We start from the raw sequence: 21875 nt of genomic DNA, 5'->3' as shown, positions 1-21875 counted from the left end.
TAATACTCTTATTTGTAAGTAACCTTCTAATTCAAATGCGTTTTCAAGAAATTCTTATATGTTCTCCCAAGCGGAAGTTTATCTCCATCTTTAAGATACACATTGCTGGTATCATAAGAACTGATATGAGAAGACAAAACAATATATGACTTATGAATTCTGATAAATCCTAAGTCTTGAAATTTTTCTTCAAAATTAGACATTCGCTCCAGAATCATGTATTTTTTGAGCGGCGTAATAAGGATGATGTATTCTCCAAAACCCTGAATCCATTTGATATCTTCCAGCAAAACTTTATTCATTATATAATTGGATTTAAACATGATAAAATCTTCCTGCTTTTTATTCTCTGCTGAATTTTTAAACTGTAAAAAATCTTTGGCCTTATTCACCGCCTTTTTAAATGTTTCAAAATCTACAGGCTTCACAAGATAATGCACGACATCCAACTCAAAAGCTTTTACTGCATATTGGGTTTCCAGCGTGAGAAATATACAGAGTGGTTTGTACGGAAGCTGCTGCAATAGTTCAATTCCATTCATATAAGGCATATTGATATCCAGAATCACCAGATCTACCTTATTGTTTCGAAGGTATTCCAACGCTTCTTCCGGATTTTGAAATCCTTTTAAAAGGTCGATTCCTTCTATTTGATCACAGTACTGCTCGATAAGCTGCAACGCAGGATATTCATCATCTACACTTACTATTGTCAAATTGGTCATGATAATTTAATTTTTAAAACGGTCTTATATTCGTTATTATCTCCTTCTGTGGAAAGAAAAGTAAACATTCCTGAATAATTTTTCTCTAAGATACTCATTACGGCTTCATTCCCCAATCCGCCATTATCTTCGTCATTCACACGGATTTTCTTTTTGGCAATGGTATTTATAATTTCAAAATAAATCTCCTGATTTTCTATTTTGTAATGCACTTTTATAAAACTGTCGGTTTCAATTCCGATGGCAGAATGTTTCAGGGCATTTTCAAATAAGGTAAGAAAAATAGAAGGCGGAATTTCAATTAAATCCAGTGTTTCTTCATCCTGAATATCAAAAGAAATATCCAGTCGGTTATTGTATTTTAATTGATACAATCCGGTAAGAGACTGAATGGAAGAAAATTCCTGCGCGATGTTGATCTTTTCTTTATTGGTATCATAAATTACATATTGAAGCAGTTTACTAAGCTGCAAAATAGATTCTGAGGTATTTTCTGATGAATGAAAACTTTTTGAATAAATGTTATTCAACGTATTCAGCAGAAAGTGAGGATTTAGTTTAGATTTAAGCAGATCCAAATGCAACTGATCTTTTTCTTCTCCCAGCTCCTGAAAATCCTGTTCTATTAAAAATTTATCTTTCGTAATTCCTAAAAATGAAGCTACAAGGATCACAATTCCCTGCTCCGTATACACATTGTATAAAAATTTGGTATTGGAAAGTGTTTCATTAAAGTTCATTCTAAAAACTGCGGGCTCCAATAAAATTCTAAAAAGGCTGGATACTAAAAAACAGATCAAAGCATACAAAATAAACTGCGGATACTTGTTGGATAAATAAAATTGCGGAACCAGATAATAGTACACCAAATAATACAATCCGATATTGAAAATAATTACAAATAATACGCACCAAATTAATTCCGGAGCATCAAGAAAGTAGTTTTCGGTGAAAAAAGTGATCAAAATGAAAACAAAAAAGAAGAAAACATGCTGAAACTTCAATAAAAAGCTCCAACGGTATTTCATCAGTATTTTAAGAATCTTATCATTAAACAAAACTCTAAAAACCAACAGTATAACTACAATATTTACAAGTAAAAACATCTAAAAATTAGAATTTTCGGTCTTCCAAATATAACATCTTTTTGAGCCCGACATGCAGTTTACTGATAAAAACTGTCATTGATTGAAAAATTAATCGGCGATTTCTTCTTCTGGATATATTTGAGAAGATAGATATTAATTAAACATTACATGAAGATTAAATTAAAATTAATTATCATTTTACTCCTCGGTTTTTGCACCTCAGCAATTGCGCAAAGTCGTGATAATTACAATATGTGGTTTCAGTATTTGATGTCTGCAAGATTAACAGATAAAAGTACATTAACAGCGCTTTCGCAATACCGTTCTTTTGATCTGGCTTATGATACACGTCTTTTTTTGGTCTCGGCGTATGTAGATTATGAAGTGGCCAATGACGTAAAACCCGCTGCAGGATTTATGTTTCTTGTGTTGGATTCTTATAGATCTGATAACAGCAAAAAGGAAAGATATGAAAAACGTCCTTTTCAACAGGTGAGTTTAGGAGGGAATATCGGAAGAACTTCCATCTCTCATCGTTTCCGTGTGGAAGAACGTTTTATCACCAATCCGGACGAATTTATTGTAAGACTTCGTTACCTTATTTCTTTGAGGATTCCCTTTAACAAAGCCGGAGAAAAAGAAAAGTTCTACGGAATTCTGAAAAATGAGATCAGAATGAATGTGGTGAAAGAAGACCCATTCGACAGCAATCGTCTTACTGCTGGAATAGGAATTAAAACCGGAAAAAATTCTGCTATAGAAGTCGCCTTTATCAATCAGCTCGAAACCGGATCCACCAGCAATTATGGATATGTCGGATTTAGAAACAATTTCGATTGGCGCAAAAAAGAAAAAAAATAGATAACCCAAAATACATTTAGTTATGCTTACATTCCTTGGATTTTTAATGATCATCATCTTTATGGTGCTCATTATGAACAAAAAAATGACCCCGATTACAGCCTTGGTTATCGTGCCTGTAGTCATTGCTCTTTGTGCAGGATTCGGTCCTGAACTAGGAGATATGATGAAAAACGGGGTTAAAGAAATAGCGCTTACAGGAGTAATGTTGATCTTTGCCATTCTTTATTTTAGTTTAATGATCGACACAGGTTTATTTGAGCCTTTAGTAAATATTATTCTGAAAACTGTTGGCGACAATCCCATTAAAACAACCATAGGAACAGCTGTTCTTACAGCGTTGGTATCATTGGATGGTGATGGTTCTTCCACCTATTTAATTGTGGTTGCCGCTATGCTTCCTCTATATAAAAAACAAGGGATGAACCCGTTGGTTCTTACCTGTATCATTATGCTTGCAGGGCAAATTATGAATATTCTTCCTTGGGGCGGTCCTACGGCAAGGGTAATGAGTTCCCTAAAACTTGGGCATACAGATATTTTTGTTCCGATGATTCCTATTATGGCCATAGGCATTGCGTGGGTAATATTTGTTGCTTACATTTTAGGAAGAAGAGAAAAAATAAGAATTGCCAAACACGGAAAATACACCAATTACAACACAAATGATATTATTGGTGAAGTAGATCTTACCCTTCGTCGTCCAAAACTGATTCTTATTAATCTTGCGCTTACCATCACCCTTTTGGTTGTCATGATCCTTGATATTGTTCCTTTGGGCATTGCGTTTATGATTGCTTTCTGTATTGCTTCCATTATTAATTATCCAAAATTAAAAGATCAGCAGAAGATTATTTCCAAACATGCGGGTAATGCTTTATCGGTTGCAGGAATGATCTTCGGAGCAGGAATTTTCACAGGAATCCTGAATGGTTCAGGCATTATGCATGCGATGGGAAACAGTATGATAGAAATAGTCCCTAAAAGCTGGGGTGGCTATCTGAATATCGTTACCGCTATTTTCAGTATTCCGTTTACTTTTTTCTTATCGAATGATGCTTATTATTTTGGAATATTACCCATCATTGTCGCTACAGGACATCAGCTGGGAATTTCTCCAGAGATATTGGGAAGAGCAAGCCTTATTGGGCAAGGGTCACATCTTTTGAGCCCGTTGGTTCCTTCCACATATTTATTGGTTTCCCTTGCAGGCGTAGAATTTTCAGATCATTTAAAATATACTTTAAAATGGGCTCTCGGATCTTCTGTTGTGATGCTGTTGGCTGCGTTGCTTCTTGGAATTATTTAATGTAAATTAATTGATACCTTTATTCAGGTCAGAATATAATTTTATTTTTGCCCTGACAAATAGTTTTTGAAATGAACCTTTTCCATACAAAAAAGACATTTACAGGCAAGTACTTAAAGAATCTTACGCTTTATGTATTTGCCGCCATTATCGGCGGAGTGCTTATGGGACATTATTTCCCTGAATTAAGCATGAAACTCGGTGTGGTAAGTCAGTATTTTTTTATGGTGCTGGAAACCCTTATTCTGCCAATTATTTTCATGGCTATTATTTATGGAATCTGTCATTTAGCGGAAATTAAAAATGCAGACAGAATCATCTGGCAAACCGGGCTCTATTTTATTTTAACAACTTCTGCTGCCATTATATTAGGTTTTATTTTTGGTTTTGCGGTAAAGCCTGGTGCCGATACAGGAATCGATATCAGTAAAATAAATACGGCCCTTCCTAAAACGTTTGAAATAAATGACAATTCTCTAGCCTCTGTTATCTATCTCAACCGACATGCTATTTTTCTTGTTGCATCAATTATTATCGGAGTTACTTTAAACTTATCTAAAGGAAGAGAACGTTTTCTAAAGGGATTGGATTATGGATTGGGAGCTTTCTATACCGTCATTAAATATCTGTACATGATTCTTCCGTTTATTATTTTCTGTAATATCGCTTTTGGAATTTCAGTGTATGGAATCAATACCCTTTTACCGCTTAGCAAAGTGGTAGCAACCGTTTATCTTGCGGATATTGTTTTTATTTTCGGAGTGTTGGGTTTTGTTTCTTATATATTTAAATTTAATCTTTGGAAATTCCTTCTCAATATCAAGGAAGAAATTATTTTGGTCATTACCACCTCTTCTTCAAAAACAGCCTTTCCCATTATTTTTGAAAAAATGGAAAGTGAAGGATACAGCAGAAAAATTTTAAGATTTATCATTCCGTTGGGGTATAATTTTAATCTTGCAGGGGCGTGTATTTATCTTTCGGTAGCCTGTTGTTTCCTGATTCAATTCTATAATATTTCTTTAAGCATCAATGATTACATTTGGCTTTTCATCATTATTTCTATTACTTCAAAGACCGCTTCAGGAGTTCCGGGATCAGGTTTTCTGGCGCTTATTTTTACATTAAACCGATTCGGGAAAATTCCTTTAACCGATATTGCTTTACTTTACAGTGTAGATCGATTTATGAATGAAGCCAGATCTGTTACCAATTTTATCGGCATTGCTGTTGCCGGTGCGGTGATTTCGAAACTCAATCAACATCAAAAAAGTTAAGAGTCTGTGATCAGGATATTTAATAACAGACTTGTTCAACCTTTTTATTTTAGAGCCTGTTTAAATTTCTAAATTTGATTTTTTTGTATACCATTCAAATCTTTATCTAAATCACATTTTTTAAGGATTTTTCTGATTTAAAAGATAATGTACTGATGACCTATTTTTCTAACGCAAAGCTTTAGATTTATCATATATATTTTAAGGGAGCAAAGGATAGAATCAACTTCGTTGATTCGTCGAAGCGTATGGATAAGCATACAGCTTCATCAGCGACGAAGTCGCATTACTTTGCCCACTTAGAATAAAGCAAAATTATTCATCAACTTTGCGTTAATCTTTTTAATCAAAAAATAATTTAAAACATGACCTATTGAGTCTTGTCAACAAAAAAAACAACTGATAACAAAACACATAATGATTCTTGAGTGAAATTTAAATAGGCTCTTAACCACAAAATATCTTTACACTTAAGTTCACTAAAGTTAATTTAGATGATCGCTGATAAGAACACTTAAACTGTATTGAAAATCTTTGATTTTCGCCTTATGTGAACTTTATTATTTTCAACGTTTTCGATTCTTAAAACTTAAGTGATCTTACGTGTTTAAAAACTTTTACCTATTTTACCTTTATTTAATTCACCTGAATTACCCCTTCTTCTGTATTGATATTTTACCATCAGACGATTCGTACAATTTTCAAAAAAAGAGCTGAAATTTTTCTGCCAAAATTTCACATCTCCCAACAAAAGTCTGCCAAAAATCTCCTTTATTATCTACTGATTCAGATACTCTCTAAATCAAATTTTCTGCAAAATTTCACAATTCTCCCAACAAAAGTCTGCCAAAAATCTCCTTTCCGTCGCTTGGCACGTATTTAGAGATTTACAACACAGAAATAATTAAAAATTAAACATATTATGTCAGTAAACTTTAAACCATTAGCAGACAGAGTTTTGATCGAGCCAATCGCTGCAGAAACTAAAACAGCTTCAGGTATTATTATTCCAGACACCGCAAAAGAAAAACCACAAGAAGGTACAGTAGTAGCAGTAGGTCCAGGGAAAAAAGATGAGCCTACAACTGTTCAGGTAGGTGACAAAGTTCTTTATGGAAAATATTCAGGTTCTGAATTAAAATTAGACGGAAAAGACTTCTTAATCGTAAAAGAAGGAGATCTTTTAGGAGTAATAGGTTAATAATAATGATTACAAAAGGTTCCAGAGTTAGACATAAAGATCCACAAATAGATATACAGAAAGGTATAATGTCTGTTTTGAAAATAAAAAATGGATTTGCTACTTGCTGGTATCCAGACTTTGGTAATATGCAAATTGCAGGAACATATAATATTAGGGATCTTATATTATCCAATAATTAATAGTTAAAATAAACTCACGATTTGTAAAACTAAAAGCAAATCGTCAAAAGCTTAAAACAATGGCAAAAGAAATAAAATTCGATATTGAATCAAGAGACGCTTTAAAAAGAGGGGTTGATGCATTGGCTAATGCAGTAAAAGTAACGTTAGGACCAAAAGGAAGAAACGTTGTTATTGAGAAATCTTTCGGTGCACCTCACGTAACTAAAGACGGGGTGTCTGTTGCAAAAGAGATAGAACTTGAAGACAGAGTAGAAAATATGGGAGCGCAAATGGTAAAAGAAGTTGCTTCCAAAACTAATGATATCGCAGGAGATGGTACTACTACCGCTACTGTTTTAGCACAGGCTATCGTAAGAGAAGGTCTTAAGAATGTAGCTGCAGGTGCAAACCCAATGGACTTGAAAAGAGGAATCGACAAAGCAGTAACTGCTGTTGTGGCTAACCTTAAAGAGCAATCTAAGCAAGTTGGTGATTCTACAGAAATGGTGAAGCAAGTAGCTTCTGTTTCTGCTAACAATGACGAAACAATCGGATCTTTGATCGCTGAAGCTTTCGGAAAAGTAGGTAAAGAAGGAGTTATCACAGTAGAAGAAGCTAAAGGTATCGATACAACAGTAGATGTTGTAGAAGGTATGCAGTTTGACAGAGGATACCAGTCGCCATATTTCGTGACTAACCCTGAAAAAATGTTAGTTGAACTAGAAAACCCATACATTCTTTTAGTTGAGAAAAAAATCTCTTCAATGAAAGAATTACTTCCAGTTCTTGAACCAATCGCACAAAGCGGAAAATCTTTATTAATTATTTCTGAAGAAGTTGAAGGTGAAGCTTTGGCAACTTTAGTAGTAAACAAATTAAGAGGTTCTCTTAAAATTGCTGCTGTAAAAGCTCCAGGATTTGGTGACAGAAGAAAAGCAATGTTGGAAGATATCGCTATCTTAACTGGTGGACAGGTTATTTCTGAAGAGCAAGGTTTCACAATGGAAAACGTATCTCTAGATATGTTGGGAACTGCTGAGAAAGTATCTATCGATAAAGACAACACAACAGTTGTAAACGGTGGTGGTGACGAAAGCAAGATCAAAGGTAGAGTAAGCCAGATCAAAGCTCAAATGGAAACTACAACTTCTGACTACGACAGAGAAAAACTACAGGAGAGATTGGCTAAATTAGCTGGTGGTGTTGCCGTATTGTATGTAGGTGCAGCTTCTGAAGTTGAAATGAAAGAGAAAAAAGACAGAGTTGACGATGCATTGAACGCTACCAGAGCAGCTGTTGAAGAAGGTATCGTTGCAGGTGGTGGTGTTGCTTTTGTAAGAGCAATCTCAGCTTTAGAAAACCTTCAAGGGATTAATGCTGACGAAACTACTGGGATCAAAATTGTAAAAAGAGCGATTGAAGAGCCATTAAGACAAATCGTTGCTAACGCAGGAGGTGAAGGTTCTGTAATCGTTGCTAAAGTTGCTGAAGGCAGCGGAGACTTCGGATACAATGCTAAAACTGACGAGTATGTAAACATGCTTGAAGCAGGAATCATTGACCCAACTAAAGTAACTAGAGTTGCCCTTGAAAATGCAGCTTCTGTTTCTGGAATGTTACTAACAACTGAATGTGTAATCACAGAAGTGAAAAGCGCAGAACCTGCTATGCCAATGGGAGGTGGAATGCCAGGAATGATGTAGTAGCGTAAGCTTATAAATAAATTTAAACCGTTCTGCTTTTTGTGGAGCGGTTTTTTATTTTATGTGATTAGAACTAGTTAATAATTCCTTTAAAAATGATCGAATAAAAAAACATCCGATATTCAACATATTTCTATAAGATTATTTATAAATAATCTTATAGAAATTTCATTCATTATTTTGATTAATAAATTATTTTTTATAAAGCTTGATTATACTTTTCTAAAATCTTAATAAATTGATCTTCTTTTTTATACTTATTTTTCACATCAGAGAGAAACATTTTAACTTCTATACCTGCTAGTAATATTTCTTCTAAAAACTTATAAAAATTATCATTATCTCCCATTGATGCATATATAGCAGCTTTTGTTCCCACAAATCTTTTGTCATCAGATATACTGATTAGTTTTTCAATAGTAGTTAGCGCAAGTTTATAGTCTCCTTTTAGCCTATAATAATTAGCAAGGGCATTAAAATATTCTTCGCCCTGATTTTTTACTTTGGATAAAACTAAATAAGATTCTTCTAATCTATTCATGCCTAATAAATAGTAGGTCTTAGCATAATAATAATTATCCGAATGCTCAAGGATTAATGCGTTATCAATTACCTCGATAGCTTTCTCATAATCTTCCATATCCTTATACAATTCTGCTTTATAGTAATAAAATTCTGATCTTTTTCCATCTAAAGAAATCGCTTTATCAAATGATTTTAGAGATTCATCATGTCTTAATAAACTTTTATATATCATACCATACACATTATATACATAAGCTTTATCATCAAATGATTCATCTACTTTTTGAATTGCAAGTAAAGCGTCTTCATATTTTTTTAAATCTAATAATACAAGAGATTTTTTCAAATATGCAGCAGAATTTTTTGAATCTATAATAAGATACTTTTCAAGTACTTCTAAAGCTAAGTCATGATTATTTTCAGATGAATAAATTTCTGCTAAACGCCATAAATTATATTTCTGTTGAGGAAACATTTCACAAATACGAATTGAGACTTCTTTTGCCTTATCTTTATTATTATGATTAAGGTAACAATTTGCTAAGTTGTCTAAGATTGTTAAATCATTTGGTTGTATATAAATATATTTTTCAAAATTAATAATTGCTTGTCCCCAATTTTTATCTTTATGAAAATGAATTCCTAAAATACGAAATTTCTCTTTTTCACTTAGAAGATAATCTTTCAAAGGAGTAGATGTTATTCTTAATTGTGTATCAATAAGTTTTTTATGTTGTAATGGAGGAAAACTATTGATAAAACTAACAAATTCTTGAATATAGGCAGCAAAAGGATAATAAGTAACATTAATATTAAGGTGATTTTTTATAAAGTGAGAATCATCATTGTTATCTTTAGTTTCAATTTCTTGAGATTTGGTATTACATACTATATACTTTAAAGAGTCTGGATAAGGAGATTTATCTAATACTTCGATAAATCGTTCAATGTTTTCTCCATCATAATTATCATATATAGTATCAAACATTGGGTTATTTTCTTTAAAAAAAGGCAAGAAATAATTATATGGGTCTTCACGAAAATAAGGATTTTCAAAAACTTTTTCTGAAAAATTATATCTTCCAATACCAAACACAAGAATATATTCAACTATTTCTTGACACGCATCCTGTACTTTAGCATTTAATGTTAAAGACTTTACTTTCTTCTTGATAGGCTCAAACCTCAACCATTTATTTCCTAAATGATTTAATACCATAACTAAATAAGTGAGAGCTCTCTCCCATGTCTTATCTTCATTATCATTTATAAAATCTACTAATAATGAAATTTTTTTGTCATCTGCTTTATTAAAAATAAATAAACTACATGTAACTGCACTTACCAATTGACATCTTTCATACCATTTATGATTTTCATAATCAGTTCTGATTCTATTGATTTCATTAATTGTTTCCTGATCGAGTTTTTCATTTCCATAAATAGTTTCAAAAAGCATTTTGAGATGAGTATTTCTGTATTCATTATCAAAAGTCTTTAAAAAATTTAAAGGACCATAAATTAGTTGATTAATTTTAGATTGTATATCATGTATTTCAGAAGCTAAATTTTTATTGCTTGGATTTTTTATTAGTTCTTCCATTTTACTTTTCACTAAAACAAAAAGACTATCCGCACTTTCTTCTAACAAATTTTCAAGACCTTTATCAACAACAATTTCTTTTACAATTTCAGAAATACCTTCTAATTTATTTTTTTCTTCAATTAAGGCCCCTAAATAATTTTTAAGAGAATCGTCCCAATTATCAATTTTAATGTTTTTAACATCATATTTAGAAAAATCATTATTTTGATTAGTAGATAATATATAATGATCTCCAACAGTATAATTATTATATAAACTTTTAATTTTAGCAAATAAATCATTCACAAAAGGATCAGAAAGACTAAAACCTAAAAAAAGAAAAGTTTTATTTTTAAAAAAGTCACCTAATGCATCTTGGTTTGCGTTCTGGTTAGAATAAATAGCCTTATAATCACTATCAAATAATACTAAAGTTTTTGGATTTTTAAAATCCCCATGTATTTTATACAAAAATTTTGTTTCATCCTTTTGCGATTTTCGCGCCATAAATTCATTCTCATTTGCAAAAATATTTATTGTAGGATCTATAGGTTTATTACCTTCTAAAATTTGATCATAGTTAGTTGTAATAATTTTTGATGAAACCTCCCAAAGTAATTTGTGCAAATCAGAATCCAAGGAGTTATTTATATTAATTTCATCAAAAATCTTATAAATATATTCTTTAGCTTTAATTTTATAATTTTCTCCATTACCAGAGTCTTTTTCAATTTTATTTAAAATTTCTAAAGGACTTTTACTACCATTTTCTAAAGAACGTTTTAGATTAGTAAAATTTAAATCTGAAGTTTCTCCAAACTGCTCATCAAGATTATTTAGTATTCCAGAAACTAATTTTCCCCAAGAGGGATATAATAAAGGTATTGAAGTCCCTGCGCCAATAAAGAGAACAAGCTTATTATCTCTAATAGCTTTCTTTAAATTTTCATCGATCATTAGTTATAATTATTTAATCACATTTTAACAAAAATAATAAATTTAAACATTATTGTATCAATATAAATCAATTCTTATATAACATTCTACAAAATTTCTCTCTTTAATAGAATAAAGTAAAAAAATCAGCAACAACTAACCAAAGCTACTATGAGTAAACCTCTTGTTCTCTATTAAAAATCAAAAAAAGCCTTTATTTCAAAATATAATTAGCGTAATGTGTAAATTTGAATATCAACCATAATTCCAACAAAACTACTTTTAAGCCAATGAGAAAATTCAATATTCTTTTAATTTTCATTTTCGCATCTTCTTTATTTTTTGCTCAAAATCAAAGATTTACTTATGAATATTCTTTTAAAATGGATTCTTTACACAAAGAAAATATTGAAAAAGAAATGATGAACCTTGACCTTACAAAAGAGGGTTCCAACTTCTACAGTACTTTATTGCTAACCAGAGATTCACTTATTAATACAGAAATAGCAAAAGGAAAAATTTCGCAATCTATAGTTCTTGATATGAGAAAAATTAAACAGGCAAAAGTTAATTTTCAGGTTTCTAAGGACTATCCCAATTTAGAAACGGTTTATCATACTTCTATCAGTGGTAGTAAGATCGCTTTAAAAGAACAGCATAAAATAAATTGGACTATTTCCCCCGAAACAAAAAATATTGAAGGTTTTAAAGTTCAAAAAGCAACCACTACTTTTGGCGGAAGAAATTGGCTTGCCTGGTTCACGAATGAAATTCAAATACAGGACGGACCTTATAAATTTTGTGGTCTCCCCGGTTTAATTGTATATATCGAAGACGATAAAGGGGATCATATTTTCAACTTAGTGGGAAGTCAAAAACTCAATGACCAAATAGTATTGCTTGATTCACACATGAAAGAAATTTTTATAACGAATGAAAAATTCAATAAACTCTGGAATGAATATAAAAAAGATCCTGCAAAAAATATAAAAATCATTCATAATTCTTCAGAAATGTCGGATACAATATTTTTTGATTCAAATACCAAAAGCCCGCTAACAAAACAAGATTTAATTAAAGGAAAAGAACAGCGAGCACAAGAACATTTTAAAAAATATAATAATTATATAGAAAGAGAACTTTATAAATAAACTATGGTTCCCAACATTTACGCTTCTCACTTGTATTTCATTATAAAACCCAAGAAACCTTCATTTCAAATACAATAAATCCGTTCTACTTTTGCCTATAAGTTTATATTTTAAAGCAAAAAGAATAATTATATTTAGACATCATATGAGTGTAATGCATCGATTTAATTATTATCCACCGTATTTATCAAAATTCATGTTAAAAGTAATTTTCATAATATTATCAATGTTAGCTGTCCTATCTTCTTGTACAAAAAATGAAAATATTCAAGGATTTGATCGATACGAAATTGATGAAAATATCCAAAACAATAAGATATTCGAAAATCTAAATAAAACCCAAGAATTTGATTTTGGTTATGATTTTAGAAAAATTAAAAAAAATCAAAAAAGATCTAATAATCTTAAAATCACAACAGAATTGGGGGGAATTAAAAATCATTATGATGAATTTAATTCAGAATCATTCTTTTATACTCACTTTGACAATAAAAGAACGGATACAATTATTGTATTAATTGACAATTTTAACGGTTATTCAGGAGAAGGAATAACACTAAAAATTTATAAAAATTATTTTAAACTTGAATACTTACAATCTAGTGATATGATTATAAATACTAAGAAAAGAGATCGTATAAAGATATTTGAGAGCAGCCTCAAACTAAATAAAAAAAAATATCAACTGAATGATTCAATTTATGGCTATCTAAATTTAAAAATGGAAAAAAATAAAGAAAGAATAAATGCAACTGGTTATTTCAGAACTAAGATTACCCAACGCTATCAATCAGCAAATTAAAAAGCCTATTTTTTATTTAAATTTACAACCATTAAACTAATACCCTCGCTGCCGCACGATTGTATCGTGTGGCTTTGGCCTTTAAATTATATTATTGGAATGTTTAATTTATAATACCACACGAAAGCATTCGTGCGGTAGCGCGGGGATATCATTTCACTTTTCTACGATGTAGTTTTATATTATCCCAAGATGGTATTCGTATCAATAAATATAAAGCCACCCGATTTTTTCCATTCCAAAACAAAATCTATAATGTATAGTATAGATTTACATTCATAAAAAAATTACCACTTGCCATAATTACCAATTTTTGGTAACTTCAATAAAATTTTTAAAATGGGACGAAATACATCAGTTTCTTTGGGTGCTACTTTGAAAACTTTGTAGATAATAGAGTTTCTGAGGGAAGATATAAGAATGCAAGCGAAGTAATTCGTGCGGGTTTAAGATTATTGGAAGAAGAAGAAAATAAAATTCAGCTTCTGAAAAATGCCATTCAGGAAGGAATTGATAGTGGAATCGCAAAAGATTTTAATTCAACAGAACATCTGGAAGCATTAAAATCCAAGATGTAAAAAAATGCTCATATTCATGAAAATAAAAATTATAAGCTTCATCACTCTCGTCATAACAAATTCTTTTTGTCAGGCACAACAATCAAATTTATATAACATTGAAAAACTGGGTTGGACTATTAATATTCCAGATAGCTTTACCACTCTGAATAAAGAGACAAAAAAAGTTCATGTAGTAGAAACAAAAAATAAGCAAACAACGGAGAAATCTAATATTACAAAAGAAATAGCAGAGGAAGTTCACTTTCAGGGAAAAAACTACACTTACTTTTTGATATTTTTCAAAAAAAATGATTCCAAAAACACTCAATTCTCTGAGTCTGATATAAAAAAACACAATAATGAATTAATTGAGTCACTAAAAAAAGGTAAAAATGAAGCTCAATTTGAGAGTAAAATTACCGAAGAAAAAATTGACGGAGTTAATTTCTATAAAACGGTTTTGAAAGAAAATATCGGGAATAATATATTCCATAATTTTATTATATACCGTACGTTATTAAATGGATTTGAAGCTAATTTTACAATTTTTTATATTTCTCAAAGTTCAGAATTAGAGCAGCTTATTAAAGCATTTGAAAGCTCAAAATTTAATACGTAAAAATTATCGCAGATTTACACTCATCATTTTTTCCCTATCTTTAAATCCAAATCCCACCACCATTGAAAACAAAATTATTCCTCCTTTCATTTTTGGGCTTATTCTTTGCGAATGCACAAACCTTAAATTTTAAACATCTTGCGGATATGTCTATGGGTAGAGGAGCTATAAGCAGTGTCATTGTAGATGATAATATCTATGTAAGCAATGGATATAAAGACACTGATGGTAATGCCAACTTTATGGAGAAATACAGTATTAAAGATAACCGTTGGAGTGTTTTTAATTCTAATCTACTTACCAAAAGATTTGCTAATTCGGAGACTTACAATAATAAAATTTATATTTTTAACGGTTGGGGAAATAGCCATCTTGAAATTGTAGACCTTGCCACCAATACAATAACGAAGGGAGCTGTTAATCATTCCTATACAGGCAATGCAGGTTCTGCAATCTATAATGGCAAAATATATGTGTTCGGCGGAAGTGGGCTAAACGGTGCCTCAACCACTGTATTTTCTAATAAATTCCAGTATTATGATATTGCTTCAAATACATGGAATCCATTACCCAATATGCCCACAGCCAGAGAAGCAAAGGGCAAAATTGTGAATGATAAGTTGTATGTCATTGGTGGTTTTAACGGTACATCATCCCGTTTGGTCAATGTTTACGATCTCAACAAAAATCTTTGGACTGAGCAATATACGATGCCTGCTGGGATATCTGGTCATTCATTAGCGGTATCCGGTAATAAGATTTTTATTGCAGGTGGTTATAATAATCAAACTTTTTTAGCCTATTTCGATACAGAAACCAATAAATTGCATCAGTTATCTTCAAACATGATCCCGCGAAGACATGCTGCTGCGGAAATTTATAACAATAAATTATACATCATCGGTGGAAGTACAACATCTTTAACCAAATCAGCCATTAAAAGTATTCAAGTTGCGGATATTAGCGAAGGGGCACTTTCCAATGAAAATACCAATGAAGATGTATTTAAATCAAAAGTTTATACGAATGCCCAAAGAGACGGTTTCGTCATCAGCAATAAAAATAACAGCAATCAGTTTGAATACACTGTTTACACAATGGATGGAAAAGAAGTCGGAAAAAGTTTTGCTTATTACAACAAAAATATAGATTTGTCAAAAGTACCGCGTGGAACGTATATTTTTACGTATAAAAACGAGAAAGGACTTTTACAACAGATTAAAATTATAAGATAAGATTTCATTAGTAAAAATACCCCAACCATAAAAAACTCTACTTCAAATAAAATCACCAACACACTTACCTTCTTTTTCATTTTGGGTTTATTATCTATTCTTGTCATAATTATTTTCTCTATTATTGCATTTAATAGTGTTTCTGCACAAGATGGTTTAGCCGGAATGTATGCATTATTTGGATTAATTCCTGTTATCATTATCATGATTCTAGACAGAATTTGTGTCTGGAAATTTGGAGCCAGCAAGGTCAATAAAATTCAGTTCTATATTGCAGGAGTACTATTTTCACTTTTTATCCTTAATTGGATAAGACTACAGCTTCAATAAAAACTAAAATAAACTATGATGAACACAAAAAAGATATTTAAATGGACAGGAATCATTTTCGGACTTATTCTATTATTTCTAATAGCAAGCAATTTTATCTGGCTCAACGAAAGGGAAAATCTTCTTTATAAAATGCAGCAATATGTAACGTACAGTAAAGAAGACTGGAAAAATTATGAAACAAACGAGAAATATCTTGAAAATACTCCTACTGAAGTCGCTCAGACATCTGTAGCTAGCGCCGCCGTGACAGATTTTCATCCCTATAACATTGGTTTCTTCACAGGAAATGAAAAGACAGAGGAATTAAAAAGAATAAAAGATGCGCATTTTGAAAAATTAATCCCAGCAAAAAATAAACCTTCTGATGAAGATGTTCAGGCTGCTCTGATTAGATTAACTCAAGGTCGCCTCACGGATGTGATCATTAATCAGAAATTGAATATAAAAGTAGGACAATGTTATGAAAACCCAAATACAGAAGGAAACTACAATTGCGTAAGCTGCATGATTCTGCTTTACAACAGAGATAAAAAAGACTGGCAGGAAGCACCCGATGGTGATAATTTTCTGGATAATTCTTACGATTTCTATCAACCCTCTGAAGGAGATATTTGGGAAGCTAAAAATTTATCGATCATGATTCCCTATGATTACGAGCTTATTAAAAAGTATGAAAAGAAGTAATACGATGAAAGAATATGCACGCTACCCTACTCCAAAAAAAATCATCAATGAAAAAGCTATTTTTAATTATTTTAATTTTTGTCACATCAGCTCTTTATGCACAAAATAAAGATGTTTCAGGAATTTATGGAGAAAAAATAACGGAAACATTTAATCCGAAAGGAGATTATCTTGAACTAAAGTCTGACTCCACATTTATATATAATTACTTAGGAAAAAAGTATTACGGAAATTGGGAACTTTCGCAAAATAAAGTATTATTAAACCCAAAGATCAAGAAACAATTTCCTAAAATAAAAATGAGAGAATCCAGAATTACTTCAGATTCTATAACAATTAAGATCAACTATATCTCTAGTAATGAAAATTCTGATCATTCAAAAAATCAGGATTTCAGAATGGCGACGGTCTATTTTGATAAAAAAGGACGTTATATTAATATCCTCAAAAGCCCTTCTATAAGACAATGTGGTTGGGCACCCATCATACGTAAACAGAAAATACTTAATAACGATAATTCAGTAAAAATTTCTCAAAAAGATTTTTCTCAAATAGGATTCATGACCTATCATCTGAATGATTATATTATTTTTACAAGAACCAGTAAAGATTCCAATTTTTTTGAATTCGATATAGAAGATATTCAAGATGATGATGACATCATAAAAGACGATTTCTTTTTAATCGACGGAAAATCGTTATTTTACCCCAATAAAAAAGGGAATAAAAACCTAATACGACTGCCTTTGACGAAAAAGAAAGTATAAGCATGTTTTATATTTACAAAAACTAATGAAAATTAATTACTACTACTTTATAGCATTACTGTTTGCTTTTTCTGCAAAAGGACAATATTCTTCAAGTGTTTTCACCCATTCGTCAACCTATTCATCAAACGGAGAATTTAAAATAATATCTCATTCTTATGATGACAAGTTTCCTACGGATAGAGGATTTTCTCAAGTCTTCAACATCTCATACAGCAAAGACAGCCTTTTGTATACTATTCCAAGATCATTTGATTTGGATGAAAATTCTAAGAATTTCTTTTTGTTTATCAGTAAAGATGGAAAGAAAATCGCTTACTTCTCCTCAACAAATTATTATGATGATAAGTCGACTGATAAAGCTGTAATGATTTATGAAAATGGACAACTCCACAAAAAATATAGTTTCGAAGAATTTACTGATTGTGATTCTAAAAAAGAGAAATGTGGATTATTTTTCAATACTCAACAATTAATAGATTACAAAAAATCCAATGGAAGTTTACTTACTCTAAAACAGGGAACCAGTGATGAAGATTCTTACCTAATAGATAATTTTATTTTTAATAAAAATGATTCTATATATGTTATAGATGCAAGAAAAAAAGTGATTATTTATGATCTAAATAATGTAAATTTAGCTCCTATAAAAAGAAATTTTGATGATATTTATCCTCAAATTAAATTGTTAAGAAAGAATAAAAACAGCTATATAACAAGTATAAAATCACCCAATAAATATATTAATGATTTTGAAAGTGAAATAAATGGGGAAAAACTATCTGAAACCATAAGTAAAATTCACCAATTGAAATTTGTGCCTATTAATACCCCTGAATTTTACAAATACCATCTTTATAAAATAGAAATCTCAGGGTACTTGACAAAAAACGGCAGTTTCGATATTGAGAATTTTAAAATAGATGATCATCTTGATAAAGACAAAATCTTACATTATATAAGGCAAACTAAATTTAAATCAGATTTTCTTCCTAAAGAAGTTGATCAATTTTATTTCAACTATTTTTTTGGAGGTTATAGAAATCCCGACGATAAAATTGCGGAAAACATTACCCTAAAACAGAAGCAAAAGCGCGAGGACGATTTCAAAAAAAGATTATCGCTTTCAGAAATTGATGGCATTTACATCCCTAAAAATATGAAAGAATGCATGTCTGAATTAGATAAAACTTTAAACTATGAAAGTAGGTTAGAATTAGAAAACCCAAAACAATACAGTGATTTTAATGGTCATATGGGTGGGTTAGGAATGTGGATAAGAAATAATTGGGGAATCAACGGAGGCTCGAGATTATTACAATATTTTAAAGATAGAAATCTCGGCAATAAAAGAGGAGAAAATGATTCTATATCAGGGATTATCATTTACAACTATATCCAGTGGTTAAAAGGCGATAAAAATATCTGGAAAGAATGGGAGAAACAAAATCCTACCCAATTAAAATAGCATTCATAAAAAAATTCCCCACACTGTTGCAAGTGTCTTCATTTGTTTCGAAAATCACTATTAAATCGGCTATAACAATAGAAATCGGAAAACCGAATTTACTACATTGATTTTTACATATCTTTGAAATAGATTCATAAAAACCAGCACTCGTCAAACCGTGAAAAGGTATATAACACCTATAATCCCATTTCAAAATACAGACAATCGATGATGACAAGCAAAATAATTGAATACGCAAATAACCTTATAAAACTGACAGACGAAGAAGCTGAGCAACTAAGTAATGCGTTTAAAGAAGTCAATATTAAAAAACGTCAATTTATTGTCCAGCCCAATTTCACAGCCAAAAACAGATACTACGTTTTAAAGGGTACCCTTATGGCGTATGTTGTGACGGATGAAGGTCATAATCACACAATTACTTTTGCCATAGACGACTGGTGGATTACAGATTATAACAGTTATATTTTTCAGCAACCCGCTACCATGTTTATCGTTGCCTTGGAAAATACTACTGTTTTACAAATTGACCACGAAAAGGAGCATGATTTAAAAAAATCAAATCACAAGTTTGAAACGTTTTTCAGGATTATGGCAGAGCGTGGACTTGCTTCACACCAACGAAGAATAATTTCAAACTTAACACAGTCCGCTGAAGAAAGATATGAAAACTATGCCCGTAAATATCCGCAAATTGTCCAGCGGGTTCCGCAATATGCTTTGGCATCCTATTTAGGAATGACCACAGAATTTTTATCCCGCATAAGAAATAAAAGGGTCGCTAAAAAAAGTTGAACTACATCAACCAAATTTCCTAAACTACTTCATTTTTTTCCTTAGCCTATTGTCTGACCTTTGTATCGCAATCGGAAGTAGCCGTTTGCATAAATTAAAAATAAGATGCAAAAATTAAAAGACAAAGTTGCTGTTATCACAGGTGGTGGTAGTGGTATTGGGTTAGCTACAGCCAAAAGATTTGTGGCAGAAGGGGCAAAAGTAGCCATTACAGGACGCAGTCAAAAAACATTGGATGAAGCGCTCAAAGAACTGGGCACATCGGGTATAGCTATTCAGGGTGACAGCTCTAATCTCAATGACCTTGAACGAATTTATAAAGAAGTAGAAAATCAGTTGGGCAAAGTGGACACCTTGGTTGTCAATGCCGGAGTGTACATCATGGCTCCATTAGCAGATTTTACTGAAGAAATGTTCGATAAAGTAAGTGATATCAATTTTAAAGGGGCCTTTTTTTCAGTTCAAAAAGCATTGCCTGTATTGAATGACGGAGCTTCCGTTATATTGATTTCCTCAACGGTAAACGAAAAAGGTATTCCTAACCATTCAGCTTATTCGGCAAGTAAGGCGGCGGTACGCTCATTAGCGCGTAGCTTTTCGGCTGACTTATTAGATAGAAAAATTAGAGTCAATACCATATCGCCCGGGCCAATTGACACTCCTGTTTTCAACACCGTTACAAACACGAATGAAGAAGCAGAAGCAATGGCAGCAGCTATGGGAAGCTTTACTCCTTTAAAAAGACTAGGCGTGCCGGATGAAATTGCTAGTGGCGCAGTTTATTTAGCTTCTGACGAGTCTGCTTTTATGCTAGGTACTGAAATCCTAATTGATGGCGGCTTAAGAGACTTATAAAACATTCTTAACAATAAATTCTTTTTAAAATTTCATAATCGAACTTCACGGATAATTAGGTATCCTTGAAGTTCGATTATCGTATGTAATTACGGGAAGAATAAGCTTGGAAAGAATGTTGAAAGATATGTTGGTGCAGGTATATCGTCTGTGATCAATATATAAAAAAAGTCTTTTTAGTTTCAAATAATACTTAAATTAGATTTTTTAAATAAAATCATGATTTCAACCAAAGATCAAACTCTCCTACCCAACACAAAAATCTTACAAACTATTTGTAAAGCAATCTCTGCATTAGATGCTATTCTTTCTCAGGAATGGGAATATCGCTATTATTCCTACAACAATAAATGGTCAGACCATGAAGAGTTTTTCGAAATGCGGGATGGTTCTGGAAATCAAATGCTTATTTTATTTCCACAAAACGGATGTGTTATCAATGGTTTTGCTCACGAATATACACAACAAAGCAAACAACAATTAACAACAAACCTACCTTCAATATTTAATGAATTTATTTTCGGAGAACCTGTCAATTCAATAGGGACAACATTTTGCTTATGGACAATTGAAGAAAAAAACTGGCAAACAGGACCACTTGAAAGCTACGAAGACAATTCCAAAGAAATGTTAAGTATTTTTAATGGAAATCCTCAAACCTATATTGATTGGGCTACAGAATATTTTGAAGATAGTTACAAAGAAACAGGAATACCTTTAGAAACTGTAGCAAAAATCTACACAGGAGAAACACTAACAAAGGAAATGGTACTGACCATCGTTGAAGAAATAGAAGATTGGGAACAATTGGAAACTGATCTTCTCGAAATAGGTTATTCACATAATTTTAATTAAAAACTGAAGAGAACCCTATGGATAAAAATGAAAAAGAGCGAAGAAGACAAATACGGAATGAGTTGAGGAAAAAACAACAGAACGAATTTGAAAAAAGTTTACCCCTGAACAGAATCCTTTTTGAGAATTTATTTGACGATCTTGATAATCAATTAGAAAAATTTGGCTGTGATGATACTAACAAATTGACAATAGAATTTTTAGAAAAGAATAACATCATGAATATTGAAAATATTTTAAGTTGGCTATCTGAAAACGGAGGGTATTGTGACTGTGAAATTTTAACAAATGTTGAAGAAAAATTTGAAAATTAAAATCTATTGGATAAATACTCAATTTTATATGCCTCATTTTATGCTTTGTATAAATTAGAA

General features: G+C 31.4%; 20 protein-coding genes and 1 pseudogene. 18 read left to right on the top strand and 3 right to left on the bottom strand.

The window, feature by feature from the left end:
• Window positions 1-26: 26 nt before the first annotated feature.
• Window positions 27-725, bottom strand: a complete 699-nt coding sequence (locus AMQ68_RS16270) for a LytTR family DNA-binding domain-containing protein (RefSeq protein WP_054511667.1) — start codon at window positions 723-725, stop codon at window positions 27-29.
• Entirely contained in the window at window positions 722-1831 is a 1110-nt protein-coding gene (locus AMQ68_RS16265; RefSeq protein ID WP_241775156.1) for a sensor histidine kinase, read from the bottom strand. The genes AMQ68_RS16270 and AMQ68_RS16265 overlap by 4 nt, the downstream gene beginning before the upstream one ends.
• A 150-nt stretch (window positions 1832-1981) precedes the next feature.
• On the opposite strand from AMQ68_RS16265, the gene AMQ68_RS16260 reads away from it, so the two are divergent.
• The 5 genes from AMQ68_RS16260 (at window position 1982) to groL (ending at window position 8328) form a co-directional block, all read left to right on the top strand.
• Complete coding sequence (locus AMQ68_RS16260) at window positions 1982-2674, top strand: DUF2490 domain-containing protein (RefSeq protein ID WP_054511666.1); 693 nt, start codon at window positions 1982-1984, stop codon at window positions 2672-2674.
• A gap of 22 nt (window positions 2675-2696) precedes the next feature.
• Entirely contained in the window at window positions 2697-3983 is a 1287-nt protein-coding gene (locus AMQ68_RS16255) for a CitMHS family transporter (RefSeq protein WP_054511665.1), read from the top strand.
• A 71-nt stretch (window positions 3984-4054) separates the two neighbouring features.
• Window positions 4055-5260 (top strand): cation:dicarboxylate symporter family transporter, encoded by a 1206-nt coding sequence (locus AMQ68_RS16250; RefSeq protein WP_054511664.1) that lies wholly within the window; start codon window positions 4055-4057, stop codon window positions 5258-5260.
• A gap of 922 nt (window positions 5261-6182) precedes the next feature.
• Window positions 6183-6461 carry a co-chaperone GroES gene (groES, locus tag AMQ68_RS16245; protein ID WP_034723531.1) on the top strand — a complete coding sequence of 93 codons (279 nt, stop codon included), beginning with the start codon at window positions 6183-6185 and terminating at the stop codon, window positions 6459-6461.
• A gap of 241 nt (window positions 6462-6702) precedes the next feature.
• On the top strand, window positions 6703-8328 hold the full coding sequence (gene groL, locus AMQ68_RS16240) for a chaperonin GroEL (protein WP_054511663.1): 1626 nt from the start codon (window positions 6703-6705) through the stop codon (window positions 8326-8328).
• A gap of 199 nt (window positions 8329-8527) precedes the next feature.
• Here groL and AMQ68_RS16235 read toward each other — a convergent pair whose 3' ends face one another.
• Window positions 8528-11395 carry an SIR2 family protein gene (locus AMQ68_RS16235; RefSeq protein ID WP_054511662.1) on the bottom strand — a complete coding sequence of 956 codons (2868 nt, stop codon included), beginning with the start codon at window positions 11393-11395 and terminating at the stop codon, window positions 8528-8530.
• Between the two features lie 269 nt (window positions 11396-11664).
• On the opposite strand from AMQ68_RS16235, the gene AMQ68_RS16230 reads away from it, so the two are divergent.
• The 13 genes and pseudogenes from AMQ68_RS16230 to AMQ68_RS16165 all read left to right on the top strand — a co-directional run bounded on the left by AMQ68_RS16230 (window position 11665) and on the right by AMQ68_RS16165 (window position 21815).
• Complete coding sequence (locus AMQ68_RS16230; RefSeq protein ID WP_054511661.1) at window positions 11665-12525, top strand: GLPGLI family protein; 861 nt, start codon at window positions 11665-11667, stop codon at window positions 12523-12525.
• A gap of 196 nt (window positions 12526-12721) precedes the next feature.
• Window positions 12722-13327 carry a hypothetical protein gene (locus AMQ68_RS16225; protein WP_123905724.1) on the top strand — a complete coding sequence of 202 codons (606 nt, stop codon included), beginning with the start codon at window positions 12722-12724 and terminating at the stop codon, window positions 13325-13327.
• Between the two features lie 339 nt (window positions 13328-13666).
• Window positions 13667-13905, top strand: a pseudogene (locus AMQ68_RS16220) (type II toxin-antitoxin system ParD family antitoxin).
• Window positions 13906-13921: 16 nt separating this feature from the next.
• Window positions 13922-14506, top strand: coding sequence for a hypothetical protein (locus AMQ68_RS16215; protein WP_054511659.1), 585 nt, complete (start codon window positions 13922-13924; stop codon window positions 14504-14506).
• Between the two features lie 62 nt (window positions 14507-14568).
• Window positions 14569-15741 (top strand): T9SS C-terminal target domain-containing protein, encoded by a 1173-nt coding sequence (locus AMQ68_RS16210; RefSeq protein WP_054511658.1) that lies wholly within the window; start codon window positions 14569-14571, stop codon window positions 15739-15741.
• A gap of 81 nt (window positions 15742-15822) precedes the next feature.
• On the top strand, window positions 15823-16071 hold the full coding sequence (locus AMQ68_RS16205; protein ID WP_054511657.1) for a hypothetical protein: 249 nt from the start codon (window positions 15823-15825) through the stop codon (window positions 16069-16071).
• A gap of 15 nt (window positions 16072-16086) precedes the next feature.
• The gene (locus tag AMQ68_RS16200) at window positions 16087-16758 is read left to right on the top strand and encodes a hypothetical protein (protein ID WP_054511656.1); all 672 of its coding nucleotides are present in this window, start codon (window positions 16087-16089) and stop codon (window positions 16756-16758) included.
• 47 nt (window positions 16759-16805) lie between these two features.
• Window positions 16806-17525 carry a hypothetical protein gene (locus AMQ68_RS16195; RefSeq protein WP_123905723.1) on the top strand — a complete coding sequence of 240 codons (720 nt, stop codon included), beginning with the start codon at window positions 16806-16808 and terminating at the stop codon, window positions 17523-17525.
• A gap of 25 nt (window positions 17526-17550) precedes the next feature.
• The gene (locus tag AMQ68_RS16190) at window positions 17551-18993 is read left to right on the top strand and encodes a DUF6794 domain-containing protein (RefSeq protein WP_054511654.1); all 1443 of its coding nucleotides are present in this window, start codon (window positions 17551-17553) and stop codon (window positions 18991-18993) included.
• A gap of 213 nt (window positions 18994-19206) precedes the next feature.
• Entirely contained in the window at window positions 19207-19791 is a 585-nt protein-coding gene (locus AMQ68_RS16180; RefSeq protein ID WP_071254869.1) for a Crp/Fnr family transcriptional regulator, read from the top strand.
• Window positions 19792-19896: 105 nt separating this feature from the next.
• Window positions 19897-20646, top strand: coding sequence for an SDR family oxidoreductase (locus AMQ68_RS16175; protein WP_054511651.1), 750 nt, complete (start codon window positions 19897-19899; stop codon window positions 20644-20646).
• Between the two features lie 219 nt (window positions 20647-20865).
• On the top strand, window positions 20866-21501 hold the full coding sequence (locus tag AMQ68_RS16170) for a hypothetical protein (RefSeq protein WP_241775155.1): 636 nt from the start codon (window positions 20866-20868) through the stop codon (window positions 21499-21501).
• 17 nt (window positions 21502-21518) lie between these two features.
• Window positions 21519-21815 (top strand): DUF2695 domain-containing protein, encoded by a 297-nt coding sequence (locus tag AMQ68_RS16165; RefSeq protein ID WP_054511649.1) that lies wholly within the window; start codon window positions 21519-21521, stop codon window positions 21813-21815.
• Window positions 21816-21875: the final 60 nt, after the last annotated feature.

It is taken from the genome of Chryseobacterium sp. ERMR1:04 (assembly GCF_001297705.1).
GTDB lineage: Bacteria > Bacteroidota > Bacteroidia > Flavobacteriales > Weeksellaceae > Chryseobacterium.
The sequence above is the reverse complement of the archived record's forward strand: the minus strand, read 5'-3'. Positions and strand labels throughout refer to the sequence as shown.

Bases quoted from the DNA above. Each gene is read 5' to 3' on its own strand.
- AMQ68_RS16270 (WP_054511667.1), bottom strand. From the start codon at position 725: ATGACCAATTTGACAATAGTAAGTGTAGATGATGAATATCCTGCGTTG.
- AMQ68_RS16265 (WP_241775156.1), bottom strand. From the start codon at position 1,831: ATGTTTTTACTTGTAAATATTGTAGTTATACTGTTGGTTTTTAGAGTT.
- AMQ68_RS16260 (WP_054511666.1), top strand. From the start codon at position 1,982: ATGAAGATTAAATTAAAATTAATTATCATTTTACTCCTCGGTTTTTGC.
- AMQ68_RS16255 (WP_054511665.1), top strand. From the start codon at position 2,697: ATGCTTACATTCCTTGGATTTTTAATGATCATCATCTTTATGGTGCTC.
- AMQ68_RS16250 (WP_054511664.1), top strand. From the start codon at position 4,055: ATGAACCTTTTCCATACAAAAAAGACATTTACAGGCAAGTACTTAAAG.
- groES (WP_034723531.1), top strand. From the start codon at position 6,183: ATGTCAGTAAACTTTAAACCATTAGCAGACAGAGTTTTGATCGAGCCA.
- groL (WP_054511663.1), top strand. From the start codon at position 6,703: ATGGCAAAAGAAATAAAATTCGATATTGAATCAAGAGACGCTTTAAAA.
- AMQ68_RS16235 (WP_054511662.1), bottom strand. From the start codon at position 11,395: ATGATCGATGAAAATTTAAAGAAAGCTATTAGAGATAATAAGCTTGTT.
- AMQ68_RS16230 (WP_054511661.1), top strand. From the start codon at position 11,665: ATGAGAAAATTCAATATTCTTTTAATTTTCATTTTCGCATCTTCTTTA.
- AMQ68_RS16225 (WP_123905724.1), top strand. From the start codon at position 12,722: ATGTTAAAAGTAATTTTCATAATATTATCAATGTTAGCTGTCCTATCT.
- AMQ68_RS16215 (WP_054511659.1), top strand. From the start codon at position 13,922: ATGAAAATAAAAATTATAAGCTTCATCACTCTCGTCATAACAAATTCT.
- AMQ68_RS16200 (WP_054511656.1), top strand. From the start codon at position 16,087: ATGATGAACACAAAAAAGATATTTAAATGGACAGGAATCATTTTCGGA.
- AMQ68_RS16195 (WP_123905723.1), top strand. From the start codon at position 16,806: ATGAAAAAGCTATTTTTAATTATTTTAATTTTTGTCACATCAGCTCTT.
- AMQ68_RS16190 (WP_054511654.1), top strand. From the start codon at position 17,551: ATGAAAATTAATTACTACTACTTTATAGCATTACTGTTTGCTTTTTCT.
- AMQ68_RS16180 (WP_071254869.1), top strand. From the start codon at position 19,207: ATGACAAGCAAAATAATTGAATACGCAAATAACCTTATAAAACTGACA.
- AMQ68_RS16175 (WP_054511651.1), top strand. From the start codon at position 19,897: ATGCAAAAATTAAAAGACAAAGTTGCTGTTATCACAGGTGGTGGTAGT.
- AMQ68_RS16170 (WP_241775155.1), top strand. From the start codon at position 20,866: ATGATTTCAACCAAAGATCAAACTCTCCTACCCAACACAAAAATCTTA.
- AMQ68_RS16165 (WP_054511649.1), top strand. From the start codon at position 21,519: ATGGATAAAAATGAAAAAGAGCGAAGAAGACAAATACGGAATGAGTTG.